The sequence below is a fragment of the Azonexus sp. genome (assembly GCF_047638095.1).
GTDB lineage: Bacteria > Pseudomonadota > Gammaproteobacteria > Burkholderiales > Rhodocyclaceae > Azonexus.
Window position 1 is genome coordinate 19,194 of sequence record NZ_JBLJBW010000015.1, and the last position, 26,638, is coordinate 45,831.

Here is a 26,638-nt window from a genome sequence, read left to right on the forward strand (position 1 = left end):
CTCCTTAGGCGACGATGTTGATAATGGTGATGCCCTTGGCACGCAGCCCTTCGGTGATGCTGGCTGCGGTGTGGCCGGTGCCGATGGTCAGTGCCTGAATGGCGAAGTCGCCGCGTGCGTAGGCAATCGCGGTTTTGTCGGCGGAGGTGGCATCGCAGTCTTCGGCCAGGATCAGGTCAGGGGTCTGGCTGCCATCGTTGGAGGCGGACAGGGACAGCAGATACTTGCCGTCGCCATCCTTGCCCAACACAGCGCCGCGAACGACGTTCTGGCCAGACTTGATGGTGACTTTGCGCGATACAAGCAGGTGCGCGTTGCCGGCAATCAGCTTGTCGTGCGACAGGGTGCCTTCGGTCTTTAAGGTTGCTTTGTAATTCATGATCTGTCTCCTTATCGCAGGAAGGACAGGATGCTTGCAGCTGCGGCAGCTTCCTTGTCGATGTTTGCGTTTCCTTCAATGCCCGACACGTCCGGGTTCGGCGTGGCAGCCATGGCGGCGGCAAACGGATTGGCGGCGGCGGCTGGCGCGGCGGCGGCGATTTGCTGCGGCGCGGCGCCGAGGATGGCGGTGGATTGCTCCAGGCTCAGGCCGGTGCTGATGCAGGTTTGCGCCAGTTCCGGGTTGCCCTTTGCTGCCGGTAGCGCGAGGATGCCGCTGACGCGGGCGGATTCAGCAGCGACGCCGGCGGCGTGGCCTTCTGCGCGTGCTTTGTCCAGATCAGACTGGTTGATGACGGGCGCGGTTGTTTGACCCGTCGGGGTTTCGGTGCCAGACATAGAAGTCTCCTTTTGAATGGCGGTTGCGGAGGTGCGGGCGGGCTGCCCGACGGGATATGTCCGGGCGCGTTGCCCGGCCAATTCGGAAATGAGTTGATCGGTGGTTGCGACGCGATGCGCCAGCCCGGCATCAACGGCGGCCTGTCCGCGATAGGTCTGTGCCTGCGTCTTGCGCAGGGATTCCGGATCGACGCTGAGTGCGGCGGCGGCGGCGGTGACGAACATTTCGTAGAGGCTGTTGATTTCGGCTTGCCAGTCGGCGCGCACGGCGTCCGGCAGCGGCTCGAACTGATTGCCGTCGACTTTGTGTGCGCCGGCGAAGATGTGTGTGACTTTGACGCCTTCGCTGGCGAGTGCGGCAGATAGGTCGATATGGCGCATGACGACGCCGATGGAGCCGGCATAGCCGGTGCTGGTGATGGCGAGTTCGTCGGCGGCGATGGCGGAGAGGTAGCCGGCGCTGGCGGCAACACCGTCGGCGATGGCGACCATGGGCTTTTTGCCCTTGAGATCGAGCAGGCGGGCATGGTGTTCGAAGGCGCCCTGCACTTCTCCGCCAGGCGTATCCATGACGCGCAAGATGGCGTGAATGTCCGGGTTGGACATGGCGTCTTCGACATCTGCAGTCAGGTCGTTGTAGCCCTGCATGACGGTGCAGTCGGCCATCACGAACTTGGAACGATGCACCAGGGCGCCGCTGGTATTGAGGACGGCGACGCCATCAATGACCTGATAGCCGCGTTCGGCGTACTCGCCCCGGCGGGTGCTGAACATTTCCGGCCGGTTCTGTTTCCCGTCGGCAAGATTACGACCGGCAGCCATGGCGGCGAGGATGGCGCCGGCTTGCGGGTCGTTGCCGAATAGGCGCGGTCCGATGCCGGCGATCATGGCGTCAAGCTTCTGCGGGTTAATCAACAGGGGCGTGTTGAAGATGCGGGCGAGGATGGAGGGATAGTTCATTGCGCGGACTCCTGCGGCTGGCCCAGCATGGCCATGGTGTCATTGAATGCCTGGGCGCTCTGCTCGCCGGTTTCGTCTTCTGGATCGGCCGGGTTGTCTTGCGTGAGTGTTTTGGCGGTCGGCTTGTTGGCGTTGCCACCAAGCGCCGGCAAGCCGCGTTCGGCGCGCATCGTTTGCTCGACCTGCTGCTGGTCCATGATTTCTTCGTAGTCTTGGCCCTGCTCGGCGCACTCGTTTTCCATGGTCGAGAGGCCGCCGGCAACGCGAAGAATGGCGGCTTGCGCTTCTTTGACCGGATCGACCCAGCCCTTGCCGCCGAAGATGAAGCGGCAGCGGGTGTAGGCGTAGCGCTGTGCGTAGAAGTTTGGCGCTTCGATTTCGCCGGCGTTGATGGCCTCTTCAAGCCACAGCTCGTAGATCGGCTTGAGCCAGGTAGTCATCAGCCAGCGGCGGCGGCCGTTGAAATAGCGCCAGGCTTCGAGCATGGCGGCGCGGGCGCTGCTGTAATTGGTCTTGCTGAAATCCTTAAGCAGCAATTCGTAGGGCATGTTCATGCCGGCTGCGATATGCCGCAGTACGGCGAGCATGAATGCCTCGAAAGCCTGATTCGGGCGTCCAGGTGTGAATGTGCTGACCTTTGCGCCGACAGGCAGCGGGATGACTGCGGCGCCTTCGAGTTTGCGCAGTCCTTGTGCCTGCTTGACTGACTTGTTCCATTCTGCGCGCGGGTCATTCCCGAATAGCGCGCCGGCGCTTTCCTGGTCGAGGTCCGATTCGAGAAATGCGGCGACCAGCGATGATGCGACACTGGCCTGCAGCTCGTTGCTGCTGTACTTGCCCGCCATGTGAAACTCTTTCATGACGGCGGTCAGGATCGGCTTGCCACGACTCTGCCCGGTGCGCTCTTTGTCGTGCAGATGAATGACGCGGCGGCGGCCCCAGGCGGTGAATGCCGGGACGATTTCCCATTCTTTGACACCGGCACCTGCGCTGAACAGCCCGTAGGCGTCGCCTGGGTGGCGCTTGAGGAAGGCGTAATTGATCGGCGCGCCGTCATTGTCAAACTGGATGCCGCCGCGCCAGTCGTCTCGGTGCTCAAGATGGGCGGGCGTGCAGAGGCGGTCGGCTTCGATCAGCTTGATGCGCGTTGCCCAGCGGGCATCTGGACGCGGCTTCCAGATCGGCAGGGCAATGGCGTCGCCGTTGGTAAGTGCGCCGGTGAGTGCCTGCAGGGTAAGGCCGAGTAGATCGAGCGTGCGGCCGGCATCGACTTCGCCGGGCATTTCGGCGTAGCTGCGGAATTTTGCCTCAGCGATGTTTTCCCAGGCGAGCGCCTGGTCGCGTGTCCAGCCAAGCAGGCGATAGTCTGGCGTTGCGGAGAGCTTGAGGACGCTGCCGACGATGTTGTCGCGTAAGGTCTGGAAGCCGCCGGCGACGAGGCCGTTGTTGCGGGCCAGATCCCGGCTGCGCGACATGAGTGTATCGAGGTCCGGCAGCAGGTCGGCGTCGGCGCTGGCGGCGATAGGGTTCCAGCCGTGCATGGCAAGGTCGCTGCTGCTTGCTGCGTGGTGCGACGACGCGACTGCTCCTGATGGGCCGGGCGGTGCCTTGATGTGACGCTGGGGACGGTGGCGAGATGTGCGCGCCATGGTCACACCAGGTAGATCGGGCCGCGCGGCGTGCTTTCGCTGCTGCGGCGGTCGATTTCTGCATTGACTTCTGCGAGCGCGGCGCGCAGTTCCTTGATTGCGCCGTCGCTGTATTGGGTGCGCTTGTCAGCCCATGCTGTGCCGATTGGCCCGGTCAGGCGGGCGGATAGCGCGGCAGAGAGCTTGTCGCGCTCTGCGATCAGTTCGGCGTTTGTTAGGTGGCTGTAGATTCCCATGCCCGGCAGATTGCCGGGATGGGGTGGAAATTTTCAGGGGAAAATTTCACTAAAAATTTCCGGGTGGATTAGTTTGCGGAGGCCCACTGGCTACGCAGCGTTTCTGAGTCCTCTCCGCCGGTCAGCCATTCTGAATAAGCTGGGGCATCGAATTTTACAAGTCTGAGCCTGCCGGGAAATTCGGCGAGCAATGCGGCGCAGACGGATTGCTGTGGGCGCCAGAGCACTGGCTCACGGCCAGGCAGGCTGGCCCAGTCATCGAGCGCGTCATACCAGACCAGCGCGATATCACTGCCGTACGGGGCGGATGCTATCTGTTTGACTGCGGCGTCGATTGCGGACTGTCGCCATTCTGCCAAGCGGGTGATGCGCTGAGAAACGTCGGGCGGCACTGCGAATTCTCCGGCCTCCCATTGGCGCCAGGCGCGGTCTGAAACGCCGCGCGGGCGGGTGTCGCTCGCGGCGACAAGAAGCGCGGCTTCCTGGCGGGAGAAGAACAACAGGCGCCGGAGCGCCTGGAGGGTTTGTGCGTTCATTGGGCGACCGAGTAAAGGCGACGGCCGCTCTTTGCGATGCGGACCTTGATCGCGGGCAACTGGTCAAAACCGCCGGCAGCCTCGCCAACGTCCTGGCCGAAACGGGCGGCATCGCGGTTCAGGGTTTCGGACACCGCGGACGCGGTGTGCATGCTGTGATTGACGAAATAGGCGCGCATCTCGTCGCCATTGACGATGGCAACGACGTGCTGGTTGTTTTCGGTCTGGATCAGCTTGGTTTTCATGGTCACTCTCCTAAGTGTCGGGGCTGCGCTCATCGCTGCCTCCATGTGTTTATTATACTTCCGTTTTCGGAAGTTGCAAGGATTATTTCATGTTTTTTGCGGCGGGCAGAGCATTGCCGCCAGGTTGTCGAGTTGCTCATCGTCGGTAGGCGCGATGCCGCCGCATTGGTGGATCGCATGGCCAATGCTGGTCCGCAGCATCCAGTCCTGTACGTGCTGCGGGATCGGGCGTTCAGCACGGCGCCACTTGCTGAGATAGTCTGTCGTGTAGCGGGTGCCGAGGTCGGCATTGATCGACTCGATCAGCAGCGACGCTGCTTGCCTAGAGTTTATTCCGGGAAGCCGCACGACAGCAATGGCGGTGCTGATGATGTCAGTCATCTCCTGCCTCGCGGATGGCCGGGTTGCGCGTGATCCATGCCCAGGCGATACAGCGCTCCAGGTCGCCGAGCCATTGCAGGGCGTCGAGATAACCGCCAATCGTGTCGTGGATCGCGACTGCTACCCATGGCGTCGAGGGGGCAATCACCCCTGGCCGGGTGCCAAAATTGGCGACCAGTTGCGCCCACAAATCCCCTGACTCTCTGGAGCGCTGTGCAATGCCGAGCGTGACGAGGGGCAGCCATTCGCCACTGTGCGGCTTGCCTGGCGTGTGCGGGCCGCGTGGTCCGTAAATTGTGACGACGAGGCCGATTTCCTTTATGACGCGGGCACCAAAGTGAGAGAGCGGAGCAACGGGGAGCGGCTCGATGTTTCCGCTGGTGCGTGTGCGCTCAAGCCAGGGGTGTAGCAGGGCCAGGGTGGCGTCGTCGACTTCTGTGCGCGGGGAGCGACGGCAGTGGCCGGTCGATAGGGTGATGTGATTTATAAAATTGCTCATTTAATTTCCGGGTGGATTGATAAAACCAGCGAAATCATGCCGTTGACCATGACCCGTCCAGAGTCCAGTTTGTTGGCCCGGTCGAGTGCGTCGATAGGGCGGCGTCTCTTGGGCAACGCCATCATCAAAAAATCGTCCAGCGAGGCGATCCCGCTATCGGGCAATGTGCTGTGCTCGCCATAGATGTCATCGGTCAGCCAGGCAATGGCGGATTGGATGCATGCGGATTTCCCCGCCGAACGAAGCGGCGGCTTGATCAGAGACGCGTTTTTTATCTTGGCGATTTTCTCGGCGCGAATCAGCGCCATCAACTCGGCAATGGCTATCTTGCGCTCGTAAGCTGCCGGCAGGTCAGCAACCAGATCGGCGACGCGATGATCGACGTCCCGCTTGATTTCGCTGTCCGGCCGACTGCCGGGAATGTGCCAGCGCAGTAACGCCTCCGGCACGCTGCTGCCTGGGTAATACCAGGTGCGATGCAGGGCATCCCATTTGGCACCTGCCGCCTTCGCCGAATTTTTGTCAGCGAAGGGGACGTTCAGATCGATTCTGTCCATCCCCGTGTCTCCTTAGCCGAAAATGTCACCAAAGTCGGCGGCGGTCAAGTTTTCGAACCCGTCGCAACCGTTTGCGCGCGGCATAAATCCACCGCGCCGAACAGCGCCTTGTTCGGCATATTGATAAATCGAACTGACCATCGATCCGGTCAGTAGCCAATCCGACGCATCCATATCCATTCCGCCGAAACGGGCGATGATGATGTCTTCGTCGGTGCTCTTGAGTTGGCCTGCGTAGAACATTTTCTTTCTCCTGCCTGCTACCGGAGGCGTCGGGGATCAGCGCTATTGCTTAATCCATGGGTGTATTATCAGGCATTTATGCCTGATACGCAAGCGTTTTTTATCATTTTCCTGAAATTATTTGCCGGACTCTGCGATGCGTAAGGTCGAATTCTGACGCCAGTTCCGCAACGTTGTTGCCGGTGAATCGGCGGCGGATTTCTGATTTCCGCTGGTCTGGTGACAGCGTGCGTTTGCGCACGTAGTCATAGCAGCCGCCGATGCGCAGGCGTATTCTGTCGGCGACGTAGCGCGGTTGGTCGTCGATAGGTATGTTCGCAACGCGGGCGAGGCGCATTTCTTCTTCCACTACGGAGGGGATGTCGTCTGCTTTTGTGTTTTCCATGGCGGCGGTCTCAGATTGGGATGGGTGAAAATAGGTTGGTGTCTTCGGCTTTGTTTTCCGTTGCTGAATAATCGCTTGCGCCCCACTGTGATAAGGCGCGTTTTTCGAGGCTTGGTGGCGCAGTAATTTCTCCCTTGTACGGCGCGGGTGCGGTTTGATCGTTGTATTGTTCGGCGGCCTCATACTTTTCAAGCATTGCTGCTCTTTTTTTCCAGTCGCTGACGCGCCATTTGTGCAGGTACAGTTCCGGGTGGTGGCTGGCGGCGATGGCATAGACGTGGGTGTCGAGAACTTCGTTGCGCTTGCCCTTCTTCAGCTCCCATTTGTTTTTTCGCGGGTTGAATGTTTCGGCGACTTGCTGGTCGAAGAAGCCCGGGTCGAGTTCGGTGCTGAAATGGACTTTGCGGTCGCCAGGGTCTTTGTCGGCGTCGTTGTTCAGGCGTGCGTAGATCCAGTGTTTCGCTGTGTCGCTGCCGACGGTGTAGAGCGCTACGCCTTTGCGCACGGTTTTCCCGCGAAAGTTGACGTCCTGGTGCGATGGTCTGCCGAGGATGACGCGGCCGGGCGTGCTGGCGCCCTTGATGGCGATGACGCGGCGGGCTTTTGCGCGGCGGACGTAGGCATAGACGTCGTGGGTGTGGTGGCCGCCGGTGTCGATGGCGGTGGCTTCGATGCGTAGGGTTTTGCCGTGGTCGGTCTGGAATTCGGCGGTCAGGTAGTCGTCTAGCGCGTCCCATATCGCGTCTTCGGCCGGCTTGCCGTGGATGACGTGATAATCGATGGTCCATTCGTGGCCGTCCATGCCCCAGCCGATGATGCGGATTTCGAGGCGGTCGTCTTGCGTATCGACGCCTGCGGTCAGCACCAGGGCGCCGTGCGGCACAGTGCGCAGGGCGTAGGGTTCTGCGCGGGCGATCAGCACGTTGGGTTTGAGGTCGTGCGAGCGGTCGGCCCAGCTTTCGCCCAGGCGGGTGTTCATGAAACGCATGAGCTTGGCGACGTCATCCTGCGCCTCGATCCATTCTTCGGCCAGCTCCGACCATGAGAGGCCAAGGCCGATGGGGGAATAGATGGCGTTGAGATGGTAGCTGCGCCAGGCGCCGTTGGGGCTTTCGGCGATCCAGCGGCCGGCGGCGAGCATGGCGGGTTTGTGGTGTTCGTCGATTTCGCTGCCGCAATGTTCGCAGGCGTACCAGGCGCGGGTGACGCGGCCGATGGGGTTTTTCTGCCAGCGCACGTTGGACCATTTGAGGTATTGCCGTTCGTCGCAGTGCGGGCACGGGACGTAGTAGCGGCGCTGGTCGCCTAGTTCGAATTGTTCCTCGATGCGGCTGGCGTCTTTCATGGTGGGCGTTGAGACCACCAGAATTTTCCGGTCGTGGAAGGTGGTGAGGCGGATTTCGAGCAGGCCGAGTGGGTCGCCTTGTAGCGTGCTCCAGTCGTACTCGTCGATTTCATCGGCGATGGCGTAGCGCAGGGAGGTGGATTTCAGCTCGCTGGTGGAGCCGGCGGTTTTGAAATACATGATGCCGCCGGTAAAGCGTTTGCGCTGCGCTGAGTTGTCGCCGGCACGGTTGCTACGGGTCGCCATGGCGCTGGTTACGGCAGGTGTGACGCGGGCCATGGGGTCGAACTTTTGCGATTGCCAGTCGTTCAGCGACTTCTCGGTGGGCATGACGATGCCGACCGGGCCTTTGGCGTGGCCGATGATGTATCCCAGCCAGTTGCTGCCGATTTCGGTTTTGCCGACCTGACTGGAGGCCATGAACACGATTTTCCGGTGTGGCGAGTCTTCTGACAGGCAATCCATGATTTCGCGCTGGTACGGCGCACGCGATGTTTTCCACTGCCCCGCTTCCGCGCTGCTTTCGCCGGACAGCACGCGGTTAGCGTCCGCCCATTCGGAGACGGTGAGATGGTCTTTCGGGCGCACGGCACGACGGGCAGCGCGGAAGGCGAGGCGGTGGGCGGTGGTCATTCGTTTTCGCCGATCTGCACAAGCCGCTTGGAAAACTCCCGCTCCATTTCGGACAGCGCGGCATGGATGTCTTGTTTCAGTGTGGCGCGGATCTGGTCCAGAGTTTTCCCGACCAGCTCGGGCGCGGTGCGGTGCGGCATTTGCTCAAGCGCCTGGCGGATGATGCTGGTTACGTCTTCGACGGCGGCTTCGACTTCGGTGCGCTCGACCATCTTGCCGATGGCGCGTTCGTAATCGAGCTTGGCGCTCATGGCGGCGAATTTTTCTTTTACCGCCCGGGCGGCCTGGTAGCTGTTGCCGATTTTGACGGTTTCCGGGTGATTTCGCTGTTCTTCCCAGTACTGTTCTTCCCGTCGCTGTTCTTCCCAGCGTTGTTTTACGTCGTCGCGGTTGGGGTCGGCGGTGGCGGCGATGCGGGCGCGGCTGGCTTCGACGTTAACTTTGTCGCCTTCCATGACCAGCCGGCCGGCTTGTTTGAGCTTGGTGATGTAGCTCTTGCCCCGGCCTTCCATTTTTGCAAATTCGACCTGTGTGACTAGCGTTGCCATTCGCGCCTCCGATTGAACCAGCGGCGCACGGCGTAGCTGCGGGCGATGCTGATGAGGGTGAAGTAGCCGCCGATCAGCAGGTTGTCGGCCAGGGTGACGTGGATGCCGAACAGGGGGAAGATCAGCATCTGGCTGGCGACGGCGACGGCGTAGCCGATGGCGACGTTGGCCAGCGATTCGACGGCGGATTGCAGGCGGGTTTGGCTCATTCGCCGAATTCCTGGCCTGTGACGGCGTGGACCGCAGATTTTCCGGTGTATTGCTGCCAGCGTCGGACGATTACGTCGCAATACTTCGGGTCGAGTTCCATGCTGCAATTTCGGCGGCCGGTTTTTTCGCAGGCGATGAGGGTGGAGCCGCTGCAGCCGAACAGGTCGAGGACGGTATTTGCGCCGCTTCCCCAGTTTTCAAAAAACCACTCCGCCAGGGCCACAGGCTTTTGTGTTGTATGCAGCCGATCCTCGCCTTTTTCTTTGTTGTTGAATCCTCCCCACTTTAGCCAGCACATTTTGTTTCGCTCACGTTTTGACCAGCAAAGTTCAAAATCACCATGCGGGCACCCGGATTCGCTTTCTTGTTTTTTGTTCCAGACAATAATTCCGCCTCGGCCAAGTTTTTCCGGGTAATACTGATAACCCCAGATAAAAATCTCTTTTACTCCACTAAACATATTGAGCATAAAAGACGGGTCGAAGTCGTCGCCGTCTCCGATAATCATCTCTGCCTTATTTCGCTTGTTTGTGACGCCGCTGCGGTTTCCGTTAAATTTGGCGCTGGAATACGCAATTCCATAGGGTGGGTCAGTGAAAATCATGTCTGGCTTTTTGCCTGCCATCAGCACGCCGACCGCAGCCGCGTTGGTGCTATCTCCACACATCAGCCGATGCTTACCGAGCAGCCACACGTCGCCGGGCTGGGTTTTGACTTCGGACTGGACGGCGGGGGTTTCGTCGGCGTCGGTTTCGCCTTCTGGCGTGGCGTCGAGTTCGGCGAGTAGTTCGTCGATGTCGTCCAGGCTGAAGCCGGTGAGCGTGGTGTCGAATTCCATGGCGCGCAGGTCGGCGAATTCGAGCGCCAGCATGTGTTCGTCCCAGCTGGCGTTCAGGGCCAGTTTGTTGTCGGCGATGATGTAGGCGCGGCGCTGGGCTTCGGTCCAGCCGGTGCAGTCGATGACCGGCAGCGTGCCGACGGGTAGCGCTTCGCCGCCGGGTAGCTTGATGGTTTTGCCGGCTTGATACAGGCGCGTGGCGGCCATGACGCGGCCGTGTCCGGCAACGATGCCTTGCGCATCGGCCAGCACCGGGTAGGTGAAGCCGAATTGCTCGATGGATTCCATGATCTGCGCCACTTGTTCGTCGCTGTGCGTGCGGCTGTTGCGGGCGTAGGGGATCAGGGTGTCGATGGGGTGGTTTTGGATGTTCATTTGTGCAGTCCTTCCCGCCGGCGGGCGGCAGCGATGGCGAGTGAGCGGTCGAGTTCTTCTCTCACTTGCGCGCGGTCTATGTCGTCCATTTATCTTTTCCTTCCAGATGCGTTTTGCGGGGCTGTGGGTGCGCGCCAGGGGCCGATATGGACATCGGCCATGGTGATGGTGCGTTCGGGCGCTGGCGTGAAGCGGGTGCCGATTTCCTGGCCGTTTTCGCTTGCCCAGAATGTGGGCTGGCCGTCGATGCCGGCTTTGATGGACGGGTTGATGTTTTCCGGGCCGAAGGCTTCGCGCATGGCGTCGATGAAGGCGGCGGTTTCCGGCATGGCCTGGCGTAGTGGCTTGGTCATTTGCTTGTTTCCTGTTTTCCACGGCATTCCACGCCAGCCATCTCGGAAAATGCCTTGCTAACCCCTGTATTCCACTCATTCCACGGTGTACACGGTGTATTTGTACACGCGCGTGGGGAAGCGTGCGTTGCGGTGTGCGTTTGGGCGTTTGCGTTCACGTGCGCGCAGGCGCGTTTAGGCGTGGAATGAGTGGAATACAGGGCCTGCGGGCTGTTTTCGGCGTGGTTTAGGCGTGGAATGGCGTGGAATGCCGTGGAATTTATGGTCATGAGTGTTGTTCCAGGACGGTTTCAAACGCGCAAAAGCCTTCTGTGAGCCAGCGCTGTCGGGTGTTTGCGTTTTGTTCTATGACATCCGCGCCGGCGAGCGCGGCTTTGTTGAGTGCGTCCTGAGACGGTATGACCATTTTTCTGTTCTTTTTTATGGTCGAGTTGAGGTCTTCGTAGGTGGCGCAGCTTTTTCCGGCTTCCCACCCCTGCAGGCCGTGGATGAAGCTGATAAATTGATTCATGTCCCTTGGTCGGCTGACGAGTGTTTGCCGCGCCCATCGTGCATAGGTGTTGTGGAGCTGGCTGCCTGTGCATGGGCATACTGGCAGTCGCTTGTTGCCGATGTCGATCTGGCCGGCCAGCCACTCTTCGATGAAGACTTGTTCGGATGGTGCGGAGGCGGTGATCAGCCGGCGCTTGCTGTCTGTCATGGGCGGCTGTGACTTCGGGTGGAAGTTCGTCAGGTCGCGCTGCAGCAGGTAGTAGAAAAATGCTTCTACGCCACCGTTTTCAATTTCTTCGTGCACTTCTCGGTAGAATTCCGGCAGTGCCGGCGGCGGGGTGCGGATGACGAGGAAGCGGCGGTCGTCGCGTTCGAGCGGCATGGGGATCGTCTCGTTTGAGAGAATGACGAAGTTCATGCGGTTGCGGATGTTGCGGGCGACGGCGTTCTTTTCGTTTGCGCGGATGTATTCGCCGGTGATCAGGTCTTTGACTTCGCCTTTGACTTCCCACACGTGGGAGCTGGCGGCGATTTCTTCGCATTTGACGAAGAGGGTGTTTTCCACCCAGTCGCTATTGAATTTGTCTTCGAGAGCGCGCTGATTCAGCGCTTTTGCGTACTGACCGAAGATCTGCATCATGATGTTGAACAGGGTTGATTTCCCTGTGCCTTGCGGCCCCTGCATGATTGTTGCCATGCCGAGCTTGACGCCTGGGTGCTGCACTTGATAGGCCAGAAAGTCGAGTAGGCAGTTTTTTGCTTCTTCTGCGTTGCTTTCGGCGCAGCACAGGAAGCTGGCAAGGTCTTTAATTGCTGTGCAGCGGCCTTCTTTCGGCTGGATGTCGAAGCCGCGCCAGGTGTTGAGTTTGATGCGCGGGTCTTTTCCGGTTGGGTCAAAACCGACTTGGTCCAGGTAGTACGCTCGCGAGATCCATGCAGGGTGGCGCTTGATGTCGTCGTTTCGCACGCCCGCTTCGAGCAGGGCGACCATTTGCGAGCGCTTGACGATTTTGTATGTCCAGTGGTCAAAAACGTAGTCGCCGGTGCCGTCGTCGATGAACACAAACCGCTCGACGAGGTCATCCAGGGGCATGACGGACTGGGCGCAATTGCTCTCCCCTCCCCCCTTTGGCGCGTGCCCCGCGAGCGCGGCGGGCGTCGGCCGCCATTGCAATGCCGTGAGTGCGGCTTCGATCTGCCGGGCAACGGCTTGCTGCCCTTCGATCAGGTGTAAATCGTTGAAATCGGTCGGCCCTTTTTTGTCCGTAGGGCGTTCTTCGGCGAAAACAGGGAATACGACGCCGCCGTCGACGGCCAGGGCGGCTGTTCTTGCGTGCGTTACGCCTGGGTTGCCTTCGGTGCGGTAGTCGTCGTCGGCGCAGATGAGGATCTTTGCGCGCTTGTACTTTGAAGCCAGCGCCTTGACGACGGGCAGCAGGTTTCCGGCATCAAAAGCAACGGCAACGGGCAGCCCGGTGGCTTGCTGGATCGATGCGGCGGTGGCAAATCCTTCTGCCACCAGTAAAAGGCGGTCCGGGATGCCGCCGATCATGAAAAAATGTCCCTTTTTCGCCAGACCCGCGGGCCAGAATGACTTGTCGCGGCCTTGTTTTGCCTGGTCGTAAATGATCTGCAGGCCGTAGGTCCGGCGTTCAGCGTCCTGGAGCGGTATAGCAAACTTGCCCCCGGGCAAGAAGCGGCCGCCGTGCGGCTCGATCTGCTTGCGTTTCAGGTATTCAGACTGGTCGCGACTGCCTTCTTTGCAGTGTGCGCGCCATGCGTGGTCAGCGCGGCGGGCGCATTCTTCTGCCTTGCGCTTGGCCTCGGCTTCGGCGCGTTTTTTATCTGCCTGGATGCGAGCGCGCAGGGCCTCCATCTGGTCGGCGGTCATCTCCTGCCGGTCTTTCTTCGGCAGTTCGATTTTATGCACTATATTTTCGGCGCCGAAAAAAGCGCCGAAGCTGCCAACGATCAGCGTGCCGGAGCTGTCATGTTTCGTCAGCTCGTAAAGCTGGAACCAGCCGCGCTTCTCCCGTCCGCCGTCCTTGTGCCGGCAGCGGCGGCGCTGGCCAATCACGATGTCTTCGGCTGTAACGTCAAGGCCGAATTCCTGCATCTGATGCAGCGCGTCGTCGAAATTCAGGAATCCCATCAACTAAACCCGTTCACTATGTTCACGAAACACCGACACCAGACCAATTGGGCTCCCTGATACCCTTAGCGCCATGGTTTGAGGAAGGACCCGTACTCGGCATGGTGGTTTTAGAGGCATGGCAGCTGCCCGCTGCTCGACCAGTGGGGTGCGGGGTTTGGTCATCCCTGCAGCCTCATCAGCATCACGTGAGCTGCGTCGATGATGCGCAGTAGGTCGGCTTGCATCTTCTGTCGATCTGCTGCGGATGGGCGGGATGCGAAGGTGTCAAGGTTGTAGATGACCGGGCGCATTGCGGCGCCCAGGTTGTCTGCGGCCTGCGCGCAGCTGACGGCATATGTGCTGTGATCTGGCGACGGCAGGGTGATATGCCCGGACACTTCTCCGAGTGCGTGCGCGATGCGGCGCGATTTTGTGTATTCGAGAACTTCCAGTAGCGTCAGCAAAGACGGGCCTGCTTCAAGCGCGTCCGGGTTGAACTGTGTCCAGGCGTTCTCGGGCTGGCGGTCAAGCATGCGAAACACGTCTGATCCGCCGGACGGCCATTCTTTAAGCGTGACCTGGCACGCTCTGAAAATGTGCCTGTACTTGATTTTCAGATGCTCGTATGCGGGCGGTTTGTATGACATGTGCGACGCCTCTTTGGCTATAGGGTGGTGTGGCGCATTGCGCGCCGACAATGGCCTCACCGAACAAACAACGAGAGGCGCACCATGGAAACGAGAATTGAGGGAATTGAGCAGCGGTTGGCTGATCTTGATGCCGCGTACCAAGGAACGATGGCCCGCTGTCTGGCGCTTGAAACGCTTGTGCTTGCCTTGTTTCCGACGGTTTGTGCTGAGGACAGGCAAACCGCTGCAGTACTCGACGCGGCAGAAGCTGCGCTCAAGGGCGCACTGGACGCCGATGGTGCCGATGCCGGATTCACTGCTGACGCGGTGTCCTGGTTTGTGCGCATGCGGGCTGACGCAGTGTTTCCGGTGGATGGATCGTGATGTCATTTATCGCCATATCATTTCGATTGGTGGCCCGATCCAGTGTGATAGATTGTGGATTCCACTCGCATCAACCTATTACTAAAGGATCGGACCATGATCGTTTACCGATTTATTACGCGCCGCGGTGCATTCATGCTGATCCCGGACGAGCGCGGATGGATGGTGTGGTTCGGCGACGACTGTATCGACGGACCGTATGCCAGCCCGCAGACGGCAGCACAAGAGATCGCCTGTCGCGAACAAAGCCCGAGCTATTCGCGGCGCGAGCGCGAAGATGAAGGTTCGAGCAAGCCACAGCGCATCGGTGCGGGTAAGTACAAAGAAGTGCCTCAATCCATCATCGCTCTTGAGCGAGAATCGAATCGCCCGGTCGTCGCAGCCGATGTTTGTTGCGCCACATGCGGGCCGAGCTGGCAACCATCGGCGCGGCATCGGCGCGGCATCTCGGCTTGGAAATTCGATTCGATCAATCATTCAAGCGGCCCTGTGTTTGTTGGTTGGCGCCATGCCGCTCTTCCGGGGCGGCGGCATAGATATCGTCAAAAGTGATCGCTATCCCATTTTTAGCGGCCAGGGCGATGATCCGCCTGGCGATGCGAGGTGTGACTTCCTGGCGCTGCTGCTCGATGTGGCATATGTTTCCCTGTGACACGCCGAGCGCATGCGCAAATGCGGCTTGCGACATCCCGAGGCGTTGGCGAATTGATTGCGCTGCGTTCATCTGCCAAATATTAGCTCGACTGATTTTATATTGCAATAGTCGGGCTGCTTGTCAATTGGATAGATTCCTGAAAAATTGATCACATGCCAGCACAGCCATTAACAGACGAGCAAAAAGAAGATGCCGCTCGCTTAAAAGCGATCTACTTCAGCAAAAGGAAAGATCTTGGATTAACCCAAGAATCCCTTGCGGCGGCGTGCGGGTGGGAGTCGCAAGGTACTGTTAGCCAGTATCTGAACGGGAAAATTCCTCTGAATATCGACGCAGCAATCAAGTTCGCACACCACCTCAAGGTGAGGGTTGATGATTTCAGCCCGCAGATATCGAATGAGCGCCGGAGCATCTCTGTCCCTGATGATTTCGTCCGTTTCGAACTTCATCCTGTCCGCTACTCTGCTGGGCATGGCGTCGATGCCTGCAACAACAATGAAGCGGTGGAACACCTCGACATCGCGCGAAAATGGGCAATTGAGCGGCTTGGAAGCTGCGACCCGGATAGGATAAAGATCGTTATCTGCTCCGGAACATCAATGAGCCCTACGATACCTGACGGCAGCCTTCTATTCGTCGATGTGCGCGTCAATTCATTTGTTGGCGACGGAATTTATTGCCTATCAATTGGCCACGGCTCGTCCGAGCGATTGCTGGTGAAGCGCGTGCGCCAGAGGCTTAAGCCGCCATGCATTGAGGTGTTGTCGGACAACCCTACTGGGCCCGGTCCAGAAACCTACCTTCCTCACGAAGAAGATCAGCTTACGATAAGCGCCAGGGTTGTCGGATGGTGGTCGATGGAATCTGAACGATAGATATCATGAAGAGACCATGGCCTACTTAATATTTCTCTCTGGCGCCATGGTGATGGCTGTTGCGATCTTTGCCAGGTCATTTGATCGATGGCCTATAGGAACAAGCATCACTGCCGCAGCGATGGTCTTTGCGGTGTTGGCTGTTATTTTGTTTGCAAAGCGTCAGATAGATACCAAGAAATCCAACCAAAGGATTCTGCAAGCGCCAACAACAAAGCGGCCGTTGCCGTTATCGCAAGAAGATAGAGCTAAAATTTCCGCGCTCATTGATGCCGGCGACTACGAAGAAAACGATGCAGAAAATGACGGATGGATTGACGACTGGTCGAACTCGTTCATTTCAGGTGTGCCTAATAATGCGCCTAGCAAGTTCTCTCCGAAACCGATTAGGGCCGTGCTCAATATTCAGTATGTCGATGTCAACGGAAAAAAAACACGGCGAACTGTTCATGTTAGCGAGTGTGACACACGTGAGTCGAATGGCTATCTGAAAGGGTTCTGTCAGCTTAGACGCGCACCAAGAACTTTTCGGTTAGATCGAGTGATTGTCGCCATCGATGTTGAGACGGGCGAGCGCATACAGTCTCTCCACGCCTGGGCAAGGAATCGTCACGTGGCGAGCAATGACTTCGCCGTTGAAACGTCTTTGAGAGAGTCAGCAGACGCGTTGCGCGCAATTTTTTACTTATGCAAGCTTGATGGACGTTTCACGCGAAAGGAAAAAGAAATATTCCTAAAGCATTGCCAAAGCATGGTGCCAGATAGATTGCTCAAGATCGAAGATATTGAGAATGCTTGTCAGCATCTCGTCCTTCCGTCGCAAACTGCTTTTTACATGATTTGCCAGCGACTAGCTGAGCTTCCTCTCCGCGAGCGCGAGAGTATCATTGTCGTGGCAAACCAAATAGTAGACAGCGATAAAACAGTTAAGCCAGAAGAGTCTGAAGCACTGGACTACCTTACCGCTCAGCTCGCTGGACGATAGCCAATGAAATAAGTATTGGCATAATGTCAAACCAGTAGCACTGCCCTGCCGCCCTTGATGCGGTTTTTTATCGCCCGGAGCTGGCCAAAAGCATCGGCGGAAACAATCTGCTATTGATTAGTATGCCTTGCTGCTTTTTTTGAACGAAGGCCGCCATTGCGGCTTGCCGGCGGGCGGAAACGGAATGCCATACAGGCGGAAAAGCTGCTCGTAATAGTCGGCCGGGAACGTCTTTATCCACGGCTGAAGTTCTTTGGCAACGAACTTTTCAAGGATTAGCGCCAGCGCGTCTTTGGTGCGGTCGCGCTGATACCCGGTTGCCTCATCAACAAGTGCAATGACGCCAACCCTAGCGAGACCGCGCATTAAGACCTCTGCCTTCTGCGCCTTGTCGAGCTGTTGTTTTTGTAGGGCCCCAGCCTGCCGAGCATTTAGCCAGACTTCACAGGCCGACGGGAGTACCTGAGCATCAAACCCTATTGCCGCCTTTCCGTTTGATGCGTAGGAAATCGGCCTAAAGGGCCCATTCATTAAATCATTGGAAATGAACGGTTTTAGCTGCCCAGGGGCAACAAATATCGGCAAAAGAGCCCCGGCTTCTTCAGCTTGCTTCTTGAGCTTTTTAGACGCGCCGCTTCTGCCGCCAAGGATTGCATCGGTAACGCCGCTTTCAGAAAAAACACGCGTACCGTCTTCAAGCACGGCGCAAGGAATTTCAACGTCGCCAACCATGTTCGCGCTCAATCACTTTTCTGAAATCAACACCACTGCGGCAAGCAGATCGGCGCATGCGGTCAATGTCTGACCCTGCAAAGCTGGGTGGCTGGCGGAATAAAGCGGCGTCGCGGCGAGGCAAACGCCGCCAAAATTCCAGCAAGGATTGATGCGCTTCTTTTGTTCATGCTGTCATTGTGTATTGCTGGCGCCTTGCGGGAAACAAAATCATGGAGGAATTTTGCGCAAATTATCAGTCCGGCTATTGCTTTATTAGAACAGCCGGACTAATATTCAGCCATCGCAGCAAAACACACCAATGACCCGACGGCCCAGGTGCAGAAGGTCAAGGAAGCCAGAAAAGGAGATGAACCATGGAAGTCATGCTCGCCAAGCCCTACGCCAACCAGCAAATCACTGGCTGGCTGATTTCAGAAAAACTGGACGGCGTTCGCGCCTATTGGAATGGCAGACAGTTGCTGACCAGAAACGGCAACTCCATCAGCGCCCCGCAATGGTTCATTGACGCGCTGCCCAACAACATTGCGCTCGATGGTGAGTTGTTCGTCGGTCGTGGCGAGTTCCAGCGCACGGCAGGTGCGGTGCGCAAGAAGGTGCCAGTCGATGCAGAGTGGGTCGATATTCGCTACATAGTTTTCGACGCACCATTGACCACAGGCGGATTTGAAGCGCGTTTGCAGGCTGCGCGCGATGCGCTTGCTGGGTGCAAATTTAGCCAGGTGATTGAGCAAGTTGTTTGCACTGGAAAGGCGCATCTTGATGCTGTTTTCGCTGCCCTGGTCGAACAAGGCGCCGAGGGCGTCATGCTGCGCCGCCCCGGTAGCGCCTACCAGCAGAAGCGATCCAGCGACTTGCTGAAATACAAGCCTTTCGAGACCGACGAGGCGCAGGTGATCGGTCACGAATCTGGTGGCGGCCGGATTGAAGGCTTGGTCGGGGCGCTGATCTGCCAGTGGAAAGGCAAGGTTTTTCGGGTTGGCGCTGGCATGAGCGATGCGATTCGCGAGATTCCACCAGCAGTCGGGGCAATGGTCACGTTCGGTTTCTGCGGGCTAACCGATGGTGGTGTTCCGCGATTCCCGACTTTTGTCGCTGTTCGCGACTATGAGTGAGTCAGCGCCATGTCATACAAACCGCAATCGCAGATCGCCAAGCAGCAGGGCGCTGCCATGCGTCGCACGGCGACAGTGGCGCGCAATCTGGCCGACAGCTTAGGTGCATGAGTAAAGGGATAGAGCAATACCACACGGTCCATCAGCCGCCAGGCCATTTGGCATGGTGCAGCGCGAATCCTCGGAAAGACGCAGCTGGATGGGCAAGGAATACAGCAGCACCTGCAGCACCAGCTCTTTAGGGCCAATGCCCACCCAGCCGCGGAACAGCGCGGACCGGTACAACCAGCGCGATAAATAGTAGCGAAGGCCGCAACGGTCGATAGCTTCCAGCCCGCACACGCGCTCCGGCTGAGTGAGAAAGGAGGCAAGACGCAACTTGCAGCAAGAGCCGGGGAAGCCTCGGCGGTGACGGCAGCAATAGCGAGCGCAAGCTGATCTGTTCGCCAGGCGACAGACACGGCAAGCGGCGCCTACCTGCATTGGCGCTGATAAATGCGGGCAGATTGAAACGTCACACCAGGCTGACGCGATTGCCTGGGGTTGCCCGATTCCTGAATCTGGCCGGAGCCTGAACCCGACACAGGCCGCAACGATGGACGAAAGATTCGCGACACCGGGAGAGACCGGGCAAGAGGCAGTGCAGGAAAGTAACGGCGCCGAGAGCCTGCATCTCAGCGACGCGCCAGCCTAAACCTCCCGCCGGGTAAGAGCGGGAGGGCCAACAGCGGAGCGGTGGCGCGGTATCCGGTACGCAAGGCAGTTGCGCCGCGCCTTGTCTCGCATGAGGACGCTCCGCTGTTGGTGATGTACAGCATCAACAAACCGGAAGATGAAAGCCTGCGCGTGGGTTAGTAATCAAGGCGCAACACGTTGAGCAAAAAGCGGCCTCAACACGCTGAACCTGACGCCTCGGAAAGACGAGGGCAACACGGCTGAGGCTGGTACTGCCAAGACATGAAATCTTGGGGAAACAGTTGGAATCCGGCCTCAGCCGTGTTGGTTGGAGGAAGAAGTAGCGGTCAAAAGGTCGGTGCGTAGCGAAGCCAGTGCACTGGAGCGTGTCGCCACCTCTCACCCCGCAAAAATCCAGCGGATCGCAACCGCGAGCCAACACCCGACCCACCTGCCGGGAGCTGTAAGCAGGTGGAACACGAGAGGCGGTTGAACTACCTAAAAGCATCTGGCGACTGACGCCGACGCCAGCAGCCGCCTCCCGTGTTTTCTCCACAGGCGTCCCCCGCCTTTTCGCCCGGTTCGTCCGGGCGCTTTTTATTCCGTAGCTGCGACACCCCGATGCGCCGCAGAGGCAGCGGTACAGGCAGGGGCAAGTGCCTGTGACTACCTACATGCAGCTGAGTGTGGAAAGAGCGCCTTATCAGCAACAGCCACCCCAGCCGGCCTGGTGCCGGGAGTCCTGCGCAGGATTGATTCTCGCGGTCCTGCGCAGGCGGCCCATGGGGTGGCGCAATCAAAACCCGATCAAGAAATGGAGTTACGAGATGACGCCATCCGAAACGCTTGACCAGGCGCGGCAACTGACGCGCGGCACGTCGTGTTTTGTCATGCCTGTCGGCGGGCGCTACCAGGTGTGCCGACGGGTCGGTGGCCGGGTGATCCATCTCGGCTATCGCACCAACCCATCCGACCTGCTGGCGCTTGTGCGTCGGCTTACAAAGTAAGGAGTTCGCAATGTTTTCACTGATCAAATCATCTGCGCGGCGGGTTTCTGACCTTGCCGCACGCGCCCTGCTTGTTTTCCAGATCCGGCAGATCGAAACCGAGTTAAGCGACAACATCGAATCGCTGCCGCTTGTAGAAGGCCCGATTGGGCGCATGGCGCTGCTGGCGCGGCGCGACGAGTTGTCCATGCAGCTGTGCCGCCTGCGCGGCGAGTACCGCCGCCGCTTTTCTGCGCCGGGCGATGTGCAGATTTACACACTGGCGTGAGGGGTTATCTGTGGAGCAAGTGACAAAAATCCAGAAGGCGATCAACGTGATCGAGAAAAGGCCAGGAATCCGCACGGCGGAGCTGGCGGGAGCGATTGGCGTGCCTGCTGCAAAGGTTGCGCCGCTTATTTTCGCGGCCACCAACAGCAGGTTCATTGTCAGCTGCAAGGTGGATCGTCCCGGCCTGGCGCCGACGAACGAATACCGGCTCTCTGCCGGCGTGGTCGCCAGCGACTGGGACAAATACCGCAGCATCCATGCGGCGGAGCAGGTGCGGGCGAAGCGGGCGGAGGCTTACCGGCGGGACACAGATTCTGCTGCCGTTAAGCGTGGCGTTGCGGATGTCGGCGGTGGGCCAGCGGAGGAAGAAGCGGCGACAGACGACCTGCAGAACAAGGTCGATGGCATGAGCGAGCAGATTGCTTGTCTGCAGATCGAGCTTGAGGCGGCACAGCAGACCATTCACAAAATGGAGCTTGAGGCTGCGCAGGCCACGCATGCGGCCGGCGCGGGTGAGGTTGCCGGCAAAGCCACCGGCTATCTGGTGCGGGCACACAAGCGGGCACCGCGGGTCTTCGCAAAACGCGACAGCGCGGTTAAGGCTGCGCTTGCGGCTGCCAAGCGCAACGGGCGCGCCGATGTGCTGGCGCTGGTGCCGGTAGGCAAGGCGCGGCGGGTGATCGAGGCCGGCGTCAATTGGTCTGGGAGTTGATATGGAAAAGATTTTGTGCATTTACCACCATGGCTGCGCGGATGGCTTTGCGGGCGCCTGGGTGGTTCGCAAGGCGCTGACCGAGGAAGGCAAAGCGGTGGATTTTCATCCTGGCGTATACGGCGAAGATCCGCCGGACGTGACTGGCCGCGATGTGATCCTGGTCGATTTCAGCTACAAGCGCTCTACCCTGCTGCGCATGGCGGCGCAGGCGCACTACATCCTCGTTCTCGACCATCACGCCACGGCGCAGAGCGAGCTTGTGGATCTGCCGGAGAATGTGAGTGTCGTGTTCGACAACGAAAGCTGCGGCGCCTTGCTCGCCTGGCGGATTTGTTGTGGCAGCCAAACGCACGCGCCGGCGCTGCTTTATCACATCCAAGACCGCGACCTGTGGCAGTGGAAGCTGCCGATGACACGGGAGATTGTCGCTGCGCTCTACAGCTACCCGATGGAGTTTGACGCATGGGACGCGTTGATGCGCAAGCCGCTGCGAGAGCTTGAACGCGAGGGGTGTGCCATCGCCCGGCAGCAGGAGCAGCACGTTACGGCGCTGGTTGAAAACCTGACGCGCTGGGTGCATTTCGGCGGCGTGCCGGTGCCCGCAGCTAATGTGCCCTGGTTTTACGCCAGCGAAGTCGGCGCGCGGCTGGCGCAGGGCAACCCATTCGCGGCGGTGTATCAAGACGACGAGCAGGGGCGCAAGTGGTCCCTGCGCTCTGCGCCAGACGGCGCGGATGTGTCCGCCATTGCGGCAGCGCTTGGCGGTGGCGGACATCGCCATGCAGCCGGGTTTCGTATGACGCGGGAGGAAGTTGCGGCGTTTGAGGCAAATGGAGGTCGGCTATGAGTTGCGAATTGAGTCAGCCAGCGCAGCGGGTACTTGACGCGCTGGCTGGCGGACAGCCGAAGAGCAGGACAGAACTGGCGGCGGCTGCCGGGATCTGGAAGAGCAACATTGGCCGCTACATCGTCGAATTGCGGGATAAAGGGCTGATTCGCGGGGAGCGCGGAGATGGCCAGTCCGTGCTATTTACGCCGACCAAGGCGCCGGATATCGACATTCTTTTTGATGTTTTTGTGCGTAGGGCGAAGCCGTGACGCCCGCGCAGTGCGCGAATTTGCTTGAGCGCCACCAGACGTGGCGGCGCTACGACGGCGAGATCGGCGGCGGGCCAGACATGCTGCCGCCAAAGATCGTCGGCGAAGCCATCGATGCCGCCATTGCCATGGCCCACCGATTTGACGACATCGGTGACCTGCTCTGCCAGGCGCTGCCCTACGTCGAAAACGCCATCGCCGACCCGGCCTACAAGGGCAAGAGGGTTGCCGCGCTGGCCAAACGCATCGAAACCCTGGTCCGTGAACTCGACCATTTCGGCGAAGCCAACGAAATTGTCGAGGACACCGCCGCCCCGGCGATTGTGTTTTTCCCGTGCGGCAGTCTTGGGGGTAGTGCGGCATGAACCGCCGGTAAAATCCGGCGCATAACAGAAAGGAAACACAAATGGAATACACCAACACACCAATCACCCTGCCCTTGCCGGACAGCATGACCCGTTGCCTTGCTCACGGCGACACCCCGCATGACTGGTGCGAACGCCGTGGCGAGTGCGCGGCACACGAAACCATCAAACACGACAGCGGCGGCGAGCAGCCGGTGGTGTATCGCAAGTGCCAGACCGATAGCTATGTCGGGTTTGTGCCGATGGCCGGTTTTTCAGATTCGGGCAGCGCAGTTGAAAGCCATTGATCTGTTCGCAGGCGCGGGCGGGTTTTCGACCGGAGCACGGCTGGCTGGGTGCGAGGTGGTGTGGGCTGCAAACCATTGGCCTCTGGCTGTGGAATGGCACGCGGCAAACCATCCTGGCGCGGCACACGTCTGTCAGGATCTGCACCAGGCCGACTGGACCCGCGTGCCAGCGCACGACCTGCTGCTGGCGTCGCCCTGCTGCCAGGGCCATAGCCGCGCTCGCGGCAAGGGGCACGGAAACCCGCAGCACGACGCCAGCCGCAGCACGGCCTGGGCAGTGGTCAGCGCGGCAGAATTCCACCGGCCACAGTTTGTGGTGGTGGAAAACGTACCGGAATTTCTGCAATGGGCGCTCTATCCCGCATGGGCATCCGCCATGCAGGCGCTGGGCTACAGCCTGTCGCCGCACATTGTTGATTCGGCTGACCACGGCGTACCTCAGCACCGTCGGCGCATGTTTATTGTCGGCAGCCGGTCGAACGTGCCGCTGACCATTCGCCTACCTAAGCGCGAACACGTTCCGGCAGCACAGATCATTGATCTGCACGCCGGCCGCTGGAGCCGCATCAGCCGCCCCGGGCGCAGTACGGCCACACTGGCGCGCATTGCCAACGGACGTGCGGCGCATGGCGATGCGTTCCTGACCGCCTACTACGGCAACGAGCGCGGCGGGAGAAGCCTGCACCGCCCCATCGGCACAATCACCACCCGCGACCGCTGGGCGGTGGTGCGTGGGGACGAAATGCGCATGATTAGCGCAACCGAGTGCCGCCGCGCCATGGGATTCCCGGACGACTACTGCCTGCCGCAGACGCACCGCGATGCTGTTCACCTGCTCGGCAATGCCGTATGCCCGCCTGTTGCGGCTGACATCATTCGTGCGATCAGGGCGGCTTGAATGAATTGTTAGGTGGCAAGACGAGGAGAAACAAATGGAAAAGCACCCGGAACGAATCTACCACTGGCAGAACAGCCAACTTTCCATTGCCCGGCACTACGGCTGGTGCAAGTTCAATGGAGAGGATTACGTGATTGCGTACAACGAAGAAGGTCAGCCGCTTGTGCGGGCTGACTTGCTGAAGAAGCCGAAGAGCGTCAAGAAAAAGAACGAACAGGTAGCGGCGCAACTTCCACTGCAGCCTAACGCAGAAGTCAGCGGCGCCAGAACGGCGTCCGCTGGACTGCCGGGTTAGGCGGGAACTTTGAAAGGACAGAAGATGACGCACTACAAATTTTGGATGGTGTTCGCAGAAGGCGGACAGGCCCCGCACAAGCAGCACTTCATCGAGGCCGAAGCTGTAGCCGAAGCGCACCGACTGGCAAAGAAAAACGGGCGACCGGTCTATGTGCTTGAGTCGATGATGGGCTACGAAGTGCCGGAACCGCTGGTGGTGAAGTTTGCAACGAGCGAGGCGCAACCTGTTGCCGCCTAACGCAGAGCTGTGCGGCGGGCCGTCAGGGCAGTACGAACGAGCGCCGGGTTAGCGATTTTGAATACAAACGGAGAACGAAATGATGCTGAAAAGACTGGCAAGACGCTGGAATCCTGAAAAGGCGCTGAAAGGCGAAACCAAATACCACCTATTTTCGGCGCGGAGTTTTTTGACCCCGATGTATGGCGACGCGATGGTGGAAGAAATAACTGAAGCCTGGAAGAAAACCAGCCCGGTCGAGTTGGAAGCCTATCGCACCGACGCAGAGTGTGGGTGCGGCATGGAAAACTGCGAAGCCTGCGAACTTGACGAAGATGAATGCACGGACAACACGCGCATTGAGATTCCGGATTGGGAAAACGGCGAAGGCTTGATTCTCTCCCCTTGTTGGTATGCGGCCCCCACCGGATCGCCGGAAGGCGGCGAACGCGGCATGGACGACTACGCAAAGGCGAACATGGAATTCCTTGCCCTAGCTCACCTCTACTGGCCGCACGTATATCAATACGTGCAGCGTAGCCACGAAGCCATGCAGGAAGCGCTGGAGCGGCTATACAACGAGCGCGATGGTCGCTACGACCCTGATGAGTCGCTAGACGCGCTGATTGAGAAACTTGAGAACGCGACGGGCGAATGACCGCTAACGCCGGAGATCACGCGCCGCGAAGCGGTCGCGTGGATTGAATAGTTGTGCAGCGGCGACACGGAAAGGATGATGACATGAGCAAAGCACAAGACATCTACTCAGCGGCATTTTCAAAGCCGCGCGATCCGCGAAGTGCGGAGTACAAGCAAGGCGTCCTGGACGTGCTGCGGTTCCGTCTCGGGGAAGCGCAGAGTGTGCGCTGCGCCTACCGCGCAGGGACGGCGCAGGCAGACGCCTATTTTTCCGGATGCAACGAGGGGCACAGGCTGGCAAGAGCGCATCTCGAAGCCAGTGCGGATGCGCGGAAGAACGGTCACAAACAAGCCCGCCACGCCACGGCGGAACTTGCAACTGCTGCTGATTCTGAGCTTGATCGGTTGCGGGAGCTGGAGCGCAGGGTTAGCGAACAGAGGACAAGATGAGCGCAAACAAACCAGCCATACGAGTGGCACGAGCACAAAGGATGCTCGCAGAGCTTGGGCACAGCGACATTTTCGACGCGCTGCGGCACGCCGAAGAAATGCGCTCCGCGCTGCGGGTGATCCATACATGGGCCGGAGTGCCTGGGGCGCTTGACGCTCGGCATGTCCTGGATTTGACGACGAAGGCGCTGCACATGGGCGCTAACGCCGGAGATAACCAGCCGGCGTCTAGCCGGTCTGGTTGATTGAATAGTTGGGCGTGACGCCCGGAAGGAGAACGAGATGGCTGAATGGAACCTGCTGCCACATGAAGAAGCGAAGTTGCTGAACGTTGCCCGTGATGAGGCGCTGATCGCACACGCGGACCACGCCTACCTGCCGAATACCCCAGCGCTTGCTGCCCTGTTTGAGCCGCACGAATGGGTGCGTGAGGCGATGCGCCGCGCCTTCTCCCTGGGGCGCCAGGCGGGCGCGCATCGGGCGCGCGAGGAAATCCGCAACGCGCTCGGCGTGAAGTGACGCCCAACGCTGGCAGTAACGGGCCGAGCGGCGTAGCCGCGAAGGTCCGCGTTGACTGAAATGTTGGGCGGCAGACGCCCGGAAAGGAACTGAAATGGAACTGACGAAAGCGGAATGCGACGTGCTTGACGAGCGCCGCCGGCAACAAGAGGTTGAAGGATGGACGCCAGAACACGACGACCAGCACAACAATGGCGAAATGCCACGCGCCGCAGGTCTTTACGCGATAAGCGCCGGGTTTGCCACGAAGTACCTGGACGGCGAAACCGAAACCTGTCCGGTGCCTGATGGGTGGCCGTGGGCGCCGCAGTGGTGGAAGCCAACCAATGCGCGCCGTGACTTGGTTAAGGCTGGCGCTCTGATCCTGGCAGAGATTGAGCGCTTGGACCGTGCCGCCTTGCCGCCCAATGCTAAGTAGACACCCAAAACGGT

Annotated in this window: 39 protein-coding genes; 19 read left to right on the forward strand and 20 right to left on the reverse strand. The window is 59.4% G+C overall.

Features of this window, described 5'->3' with window-relative positions; translation table 11 throughout:
- Nucleotides 1-4: 4 nt before the first annotated feature.
- The 18 genes from ACM62Q_RS05655 to ACM62Q_RS05740 form a co-directional block, all read right to left on the reverse strand.
- Nucleotides 5-379: a head decoration protein gene (locus ACM62Q_RS05655; RefSeq protein WP_415034443.1), complete on the reverse strand. Its 375-nt coding sequence runs from the start codon at nucleotides 377-379 to the stop codon at nucleotides 5-7.
- A gap of 11 nt (nucleotides 380-390) precedes the next feature.
- Nucleotides 391-1,737 (reverse strand): S49 family peptidase, encoded by a 1,347-nt coding sequence (locus ACM62Q_RS05660; protein ID WP_415034445.1) that lies wholly within the window; start codon nucleotides 1,735-1,737, stop codon nucleotides 391-393.
- Nucleotides 1,734-3,386, reverse strand: coding sequence for a phage portal protein (locus ACM62Q_RS05665; RefSeq protein ID WP_415034447.1), 1,653 nt, complete (start codon nucleotides 3,384-3,386; stop codon nucleotides 1,734-1,736). Before ACM62Q_RS05665 ends, ACM62Q_RS05660 begins: the two co-directional genes overlap by 4 nt.
- A gap of 2 nt (nucleotides 3,387-3,388) precedes the next feature.
- Entirely contained in the window at nucleotides 3,389-3,622 is a 234-nt protein-coding gene (locus ACM62Q_RS05670) for a hypothetical protein (protein WP_415034449.1), read from the reverse strand.
- Nucleotides 3,623-3,690: 68 nt separating this feature from the next.
- The gene (locus ACM62Q_RS05675) at nucleotides 3,691-4,158 is read right to left on the reverse strand and encodes a DUF1870 family protein (RefSeq protein ID WP_415034451.1); all 468 of its coding nucleotides are present in this window, start codon (nucleotides 4,156-4,158) and stop codon (nucleotides 3,691-3,693) included.
- The gene (locus tag ACM62Q_RS05680) at nucleotides 4,155-4,403 is read right to left on the reverse strand and encodes a hypothetical protein (RefSeq protein ID WP_415034453.1); all 249 of its coding nucleotides are present in this window, start codon (nucleotides 4,401-4,403) and stop codon (nucleotides 4,155-4,157) included. The genes ACM62Q_RS05675 and ACM62Q_RS05680 overlap by 4 nt, the downstream gene beginning before the upstream one ends.
- A gap of 87 nt (nucleotides 4,404-4,490) precedes the next feature.
- Nucleotides 4,491-4,784: a hypothetical protein gene (locus tag ACM62Q_RS05685; RefSeq protein ID WP_415034455.1), complete on the reverse strand. Its 294-nt coding sequence runs from the start codon at nucleotides 4,782-4,784 to the stop codon at nucleotides 4,491-4,493.
- Nucleotides 4,777-5,283 (reverse strand): hypothetical protein, encoded by a 507-nt coding sequence (locus tag ACM62Q_RS05690; RefSeq protein WP_415034457.1) that lies wholly within the window; start codon nucleotides 5,281-5,283, stop codon nucleotides 4,777-4,779. Before ACM62Q_RS05690 ends, ACM62Q_RS05685 begins: the two co-directional genes overlap by 8 nt.
- Complete coding sequence (locus tag ACM62Q_RS05695) at nucleotides 5,280-5,840, reverse strand: DUF5710 domain-containing protein (RefSeq protein WP_415034459.1); 561 nt, start codon at nucleotides 5,838-5,840, stop codon at nucleotides 5,280-5,282. Before ACM62Q_RS05695 ends, ACM62Q_RS05690 begins: the two co-directional genes overlap by 4 nt.
- Before the next feature lie 12 nt (nucleotides 5,841-5,852).
- Complete coding sequence (locus tag ACM62Q_RS05700) at nucleotides 5,853-6,083, reverse strand: hypothetical protein (RefSeq protein ID WP_415034461.1); 231 nt, start codon at nucleotides 6,081-6,083, stop codon at nucleotides 5,853-5,855.
- 103 nt (nucleotides 6,084-6,186) lie between these two features.
- Nucleotides 6,187-6,468, reverse strand: a complete 282-nt coding sequence (locus ACM62Q_RS05705) for a Mor transcription activator family protein (RefSeq protein ID WP_415034463.1) — start codon at nucleotides 6,466-6,468, stop codon at nucleotides 6,187-6,189.
- Between the two features lie 10 nt (nucleotides 6,469-6,478).
- Nucleotides 6,479-8,446, reverse strand: coding sequence for a phage terminase large subunit family protein (locus ACM62Q_RS05710; RefSeq protein WP_415034465.1), 1,968 nt, complete (start codon nucleotides 8,444-8,446; stop codon nucleotides 6,479-6,481).
- Complete coding sequence (locus ACM62Q_RS05715; protein WP_415034467.1) at nucleotides 8,443-8,994, reverse strand: hypothetical protein; 552 nt, start codon at nucleotides 8,992-8,994, stop codon at nucleotides 8,443-8,445. Before ACM62Q_RS05715 ends, ACM62Q_RS05710 begins: the two co-directional genes overlap by 4 nt.
- A complete protein-coding gene (locus tag ACM62Q_RS05720; protein WP_415034469.1) occupies nucleotides 8,982-9,203 on the reverse strand; it encodes a hypothetical protein in 222 nt (73 codons plus the stop codon). The genes ACM62Q_RS05715 and ACM62Q_RS05720 overlap by 13 nt, the downstream gene beginning before the upstream one ends.
- Entirely contained in the window at nucleotides 9,200-10,417 is a 1,218-nt protein-coding gene (locus ACM62Q_RS05725) for a site-specific DNA-methyltransferase (protein ID WP_415034471.1), read from the reverse strand. The genes ACM62Q_RS05720 and ACM62Q_RS05725 overlap by 4 nt, the downstream gene beginning before the upstream one ends.
- Nucleotides 10,418-10,506: 89 nt before the next feature.
- Nucleotides 10,507-10,770, reverse strand: a complete 264-nt coding sequence (locus ACM62Q_RS05730; RefSeq protein ID WP_415034473.1) for a hypothetical protein — start codon at nucleotides 10,768-10,770, stop codon at nucleotides 10,507-10,509.
- A 265-nt stretch (nucleotides 10,771-11,035) separates the two neighbouring features.
- Nucleotides 11,036-13,414: a DUF5906 domain-containing protein gene (locus ACM62Q_RS05735; protein WP_415034475.1), complete on the reverse strand. Its 2,379-nt coding sequence runs from the start codon at nucleotides 13,412-13,414 to the stop codon at nucleotides 11,036-11,038.
- A gap of 161 nt (nucleotides 13,415-13,575) precedes the next feature.
- The gene (locus ACM62Q_RS05740; protein WP_415034477.1) at nucleotides 13,576-14,043 is read right to left on the reverse strand and encodes a hypothetical protein; all 468 of its coding nucleotides are present in this window, start codon (nucleotides 14,041-14,043) and stop codon (nucleotides 13,576-13,578) included.
- Nucleotides 14,044-14,127: 84 nt separating this feature from the next.
- Between ACM62Q_RS05740 and ACM62Q_RS05745 the strand changes: the two genes are divergently transcribed.
- Both ACM62Q_RS05745 and ACM62Q_RS05750 read left to right on the forward strand, forming a co-directional pair.
- Entirely contained in the window at nucleotides 14,128-14,409 is a 282-nt protein-coding gene (locus tag ACM62Q_RS05745; protein WP_415034479.1) for a hypothetical protein, read from the forward strand.
- A 96-nt stretch (nucleotides 14,410-14,505) separates the two neighbouring features.
- Nucleotides 14,506-14,961 (forward strand): hypothetical protein, encoded by a 456-nt coding sequence (locus ACM62Q_RS05750; RefSeq protein ID WP_415034535.1) that lies wholly within the window; start codon nucleotides 14,506-14,508, stop codon nucleotides 14,959-14,961.
- Here ACM62Q_RS05750 and ACM62Q_RS05755 read toward each other — a convergent pair.
- Nucleotides 14,879-15,133 (reverse strand): helix-turn-helix domain-containing protein, encoded by a 255-nt coding sequence (locus ACM62Q_RS05755; RefSeq protein WP_415034533.1) that lies wholly within the window; start codon nucleotides 15,131-15,133, stop codon nucleotides 14,879-14,881. The genes ACM62Q_RS05750 and ACM62Q_RS05755 overlap by 83 nt on opposite strands.
- Nucleotides 15,134-15,216: 83 nt before the next feature.
- On the opposite strand from ACM62Q_RS05755, the gene ACM62Q_RS05760 reads away from it, so the two are divergent.
- Nucleotides 15,217-15,939: a LexA family transcriptional regulator gene (locus tag ACM62Q_RS05760; protein WP_415034481.1), complete on the forward strand. Its 723-nt coding sequence runs from the start codon at nucleotides 15,217-15,219 to the stop codon at nucleotides 15,937-15,939.
- A 16-nt stretch (nucleotides 15,940-15,955) separates the two neighbouring features.
- A complete protein-coding gene (locus ACM62Q_RS05765; protein ID WP_415034483.1) occupies nucleotides 15,956-16,924 on the forward strand; it encodes a WYL domain-containing protein in 969 nt (322 codons plus the stop codon).
- A 117-nt stretch (nucleotides 16,925-17,041) separates the two neighbouring features.
- Here ACM62Q_RS05765 and ACM62Q_RS05770 read toward each other — a convergent pair whose 3' ends face one another.
- The gene (locus ACM62Q_RS05770; RefSeq protein ID WP_415034485.1) at nucleotides 17,042-17,656 is read right to left on the reverse strand and encodes a P63C domain-containing protein; all 615 of its coding nucleotides are present in this window, start codon (nucleotides 17,654-17,656) and stop codon (nucleotides 17,042-17,044) included.
- Nucleotides 17,657-18,012: 356 nt separating this feature from the next.
- Here ACM62Q_RS05770 and ACM62Q_RS05775 point away from each other — a divergent pair, with 356 nt between their 5' ends.
- The 15 genes from ACM62Q_RS05775 to ACM62Q_RS05845 all read left to right on the forward strand — a co-directional run bounded on the left by ACM62Q_RS05775 (nucleotide 18,013) and on the right by ACM62Q_RS05845 (nucleotide 26,624).
- Nucleotides 18,013-18,771, forward strand: a complete 759-nt coding sequence (locus ACM62Q_RS05775; RefSeq protein ID WP_415034487.1) for a DNA ligase — start codon at nucleotides 18,013-18,015, stop codon at nucleotides 18,769-18,771.
- Between the two features lie 1,337 nt (nucleotides 18,772-20,108).
- On the forward strand, nucleotides 20,109-20,453 hold the full coding sequence (locus ACM62Q_RS05780; RefSeq protein WP_415034489.1) for a hypothetical protein: 345 nt from the start codon (nucleotides 20,109-20,111) through the stop codon (nucleotides 20,451-20,453).
- A gap of 10 nt (nucleotides 20,454-20,463) precedes the next feature.
- Nucleotides 20,464-20,721 carry a hypothetical protein gene (locus ACM62Q_RS05785; RefSeq protein ID WP_415034491.1) on the forward strand — a complete coding sequence of 86 codons (258 nt, stop codon included), beginning with the start codon at nucleotides 20,464-20,466 and terminating at the stop codon, nucleotides 20,719-20,721.
- A gap of 10 nt (nucleotides 20,722-20,731) precedes the next feature.
- The gene (locus ACM62Q_RS05790; protein ID WP_415034493.1) at nucleotides 20,732-21,433 is read left to right on the forward strand and encodes a hypothetical protein; all 702 of its coding nucleotides are present in this window, start codon (nucleotides 20,732-20,734) and stop codon (nucleotides 21,431-21,433) included.
- Nucleotide 21,434: 1 nt separating this feature from the next.
- Nucleotides 21,435-22,283 carry a hypothetical protein gene (locus ACM62Q_RS05795; RefSeq protein WP_415034495.1) on the forward strand — a complete coding sequence of 283 codons (849 nt, stop codon included), beginning with the start codon at nucleotides 21,435-21,437 and terminating at the stop codon, nucleotides 22,281-22,283.
- A complete protein-coding gene (locus tag ACM62Q_RS05800) occupies nucleotides 22,280-22,534 on the forward strand; it encodes a helix-turn-helix domain-containing protein (RefSeq protein WP_415034497.1) in 255 nt (84 codons plus the stop codon). Before ACM62Q_RS05795 ends, ACM62Q_RS05800 begins: the two co-directional genes overlap by 4 nt.
- Nucleotides 22,531-22,899 (forward strand): hypothetical protein, encoded by a 369-nt coding sequence (locus tag ACM62Q_RS05805; protein WP_415034499.1) that lies wholly within the window; start codon nucleotides 22,531-22,533, stop codon nucleotides 22,897-22,899. The genes ACM62Q_RS05800 and ACM62Q_RS05805 overlap by 4 nt, the downstream gene beginning before the upstream one ends.
- Nucleotides 22,900-22,940: 41 nt before the next feature.
- Nucleotides 22,941-23,186: a hypothetical protein gene (locus ACM62Q_RS05810; protein ID WP_415034501.1), complete on the forward strand. Its 246-nt coding sequence runs from the start codon at nucleotides 22,941-22,943 to the stop codon at nucleotides 23,184-23,186.
- Nucleotides 23,125-24,084, forward strand: coding sequence for a DNA cytosine methyltransferase (locus ACM62Q_RS05815; RefSeq protein WP_415034503.1), 960 nt, complete (start codon nucleotides 23,125-23,127; stop codon nucleotides 24,082-24,084). The genes ACM62Q_RS05810 and ACM62Q_RS05815 overlap by 62 nt, the downstream gene beginning before the upstream one ends.
- 34 nt (nucleotides 24,085-24,118) lie before the next feature.
- A complete protein-coding gene (locus ACM62Q_RS05820) occupies nucleotides 24,119-24,379 on the forward strand; it encodes a hypothetical protein (RefSeq protein WP_415034505.1) in 261 nt (86 codons plus the stop codon).
- Nucleotides 24,380-24,403: 24 nt separating this feature from the next.
- On the forward strand, nucleotides 24,404-24,619 hold the full coding sequence (locus ACM62Q_RS05825) for a hypothetical protein (RefSeq protein WP_415034507.1): 216 nt from the start codon (nucleotides 24,404-24,406) through the stop codon (nucleotides 24,617-24,619).
- A gap of 79 nt (nucleotides 24,620-24,698) precedes the next feature.
- Nucleotides 24,699-25,256 (forward strand): hypothetical protein, encoded by a 558-nt coding sequence (locus ACM62Q_RS05830; protein WP_415034509.1) that lies wholly within the window; start codon nucleotides 24,699-24,701, stop codon nucleotides 25,254-25,256.
- Between the two features lie 83 nt (nucleotides 25,257-25,339).
- Nucleotides 25,340-25,687, forward strand: coding sequence for a hypothetical protein (locus ACM62Q_RS05835; RefSeq protein ID WP_415034511.1), 348 nt, complete (start codon nucleotides 25,340-25,342; stop codon nucleotides 25,685-25,687).
- Nucleotides 25,688-25,969: 282 nt separating this feature from the next.
- Nucleotides 25,970-26,206, forward strand: a complete 237-nt coding sequence (locus tag ACM62Q_RS05840) for a hypothetical protein (RefSeq protein ID WP_415034513.1) — start codon at nucleotides 25,970-25,972, stop codon at nucleotides 26,204-26,206.
- 94 nt (nucleotides 26,207-26,300) lie between these two features.
- Complete coding sequence (locus ACM62Q_RS05845) at nucleotides 26,301-26,624, forward strand: hypothetical protein (RefSeq protein WP_415034515.1); 324 nt, start codon at nucleotides 26,301-26,303, stop codon at nucleotides 26,622-26,624.
- Nucleotides 26,625-26,638: the final 14 nt, after the last annotated feature.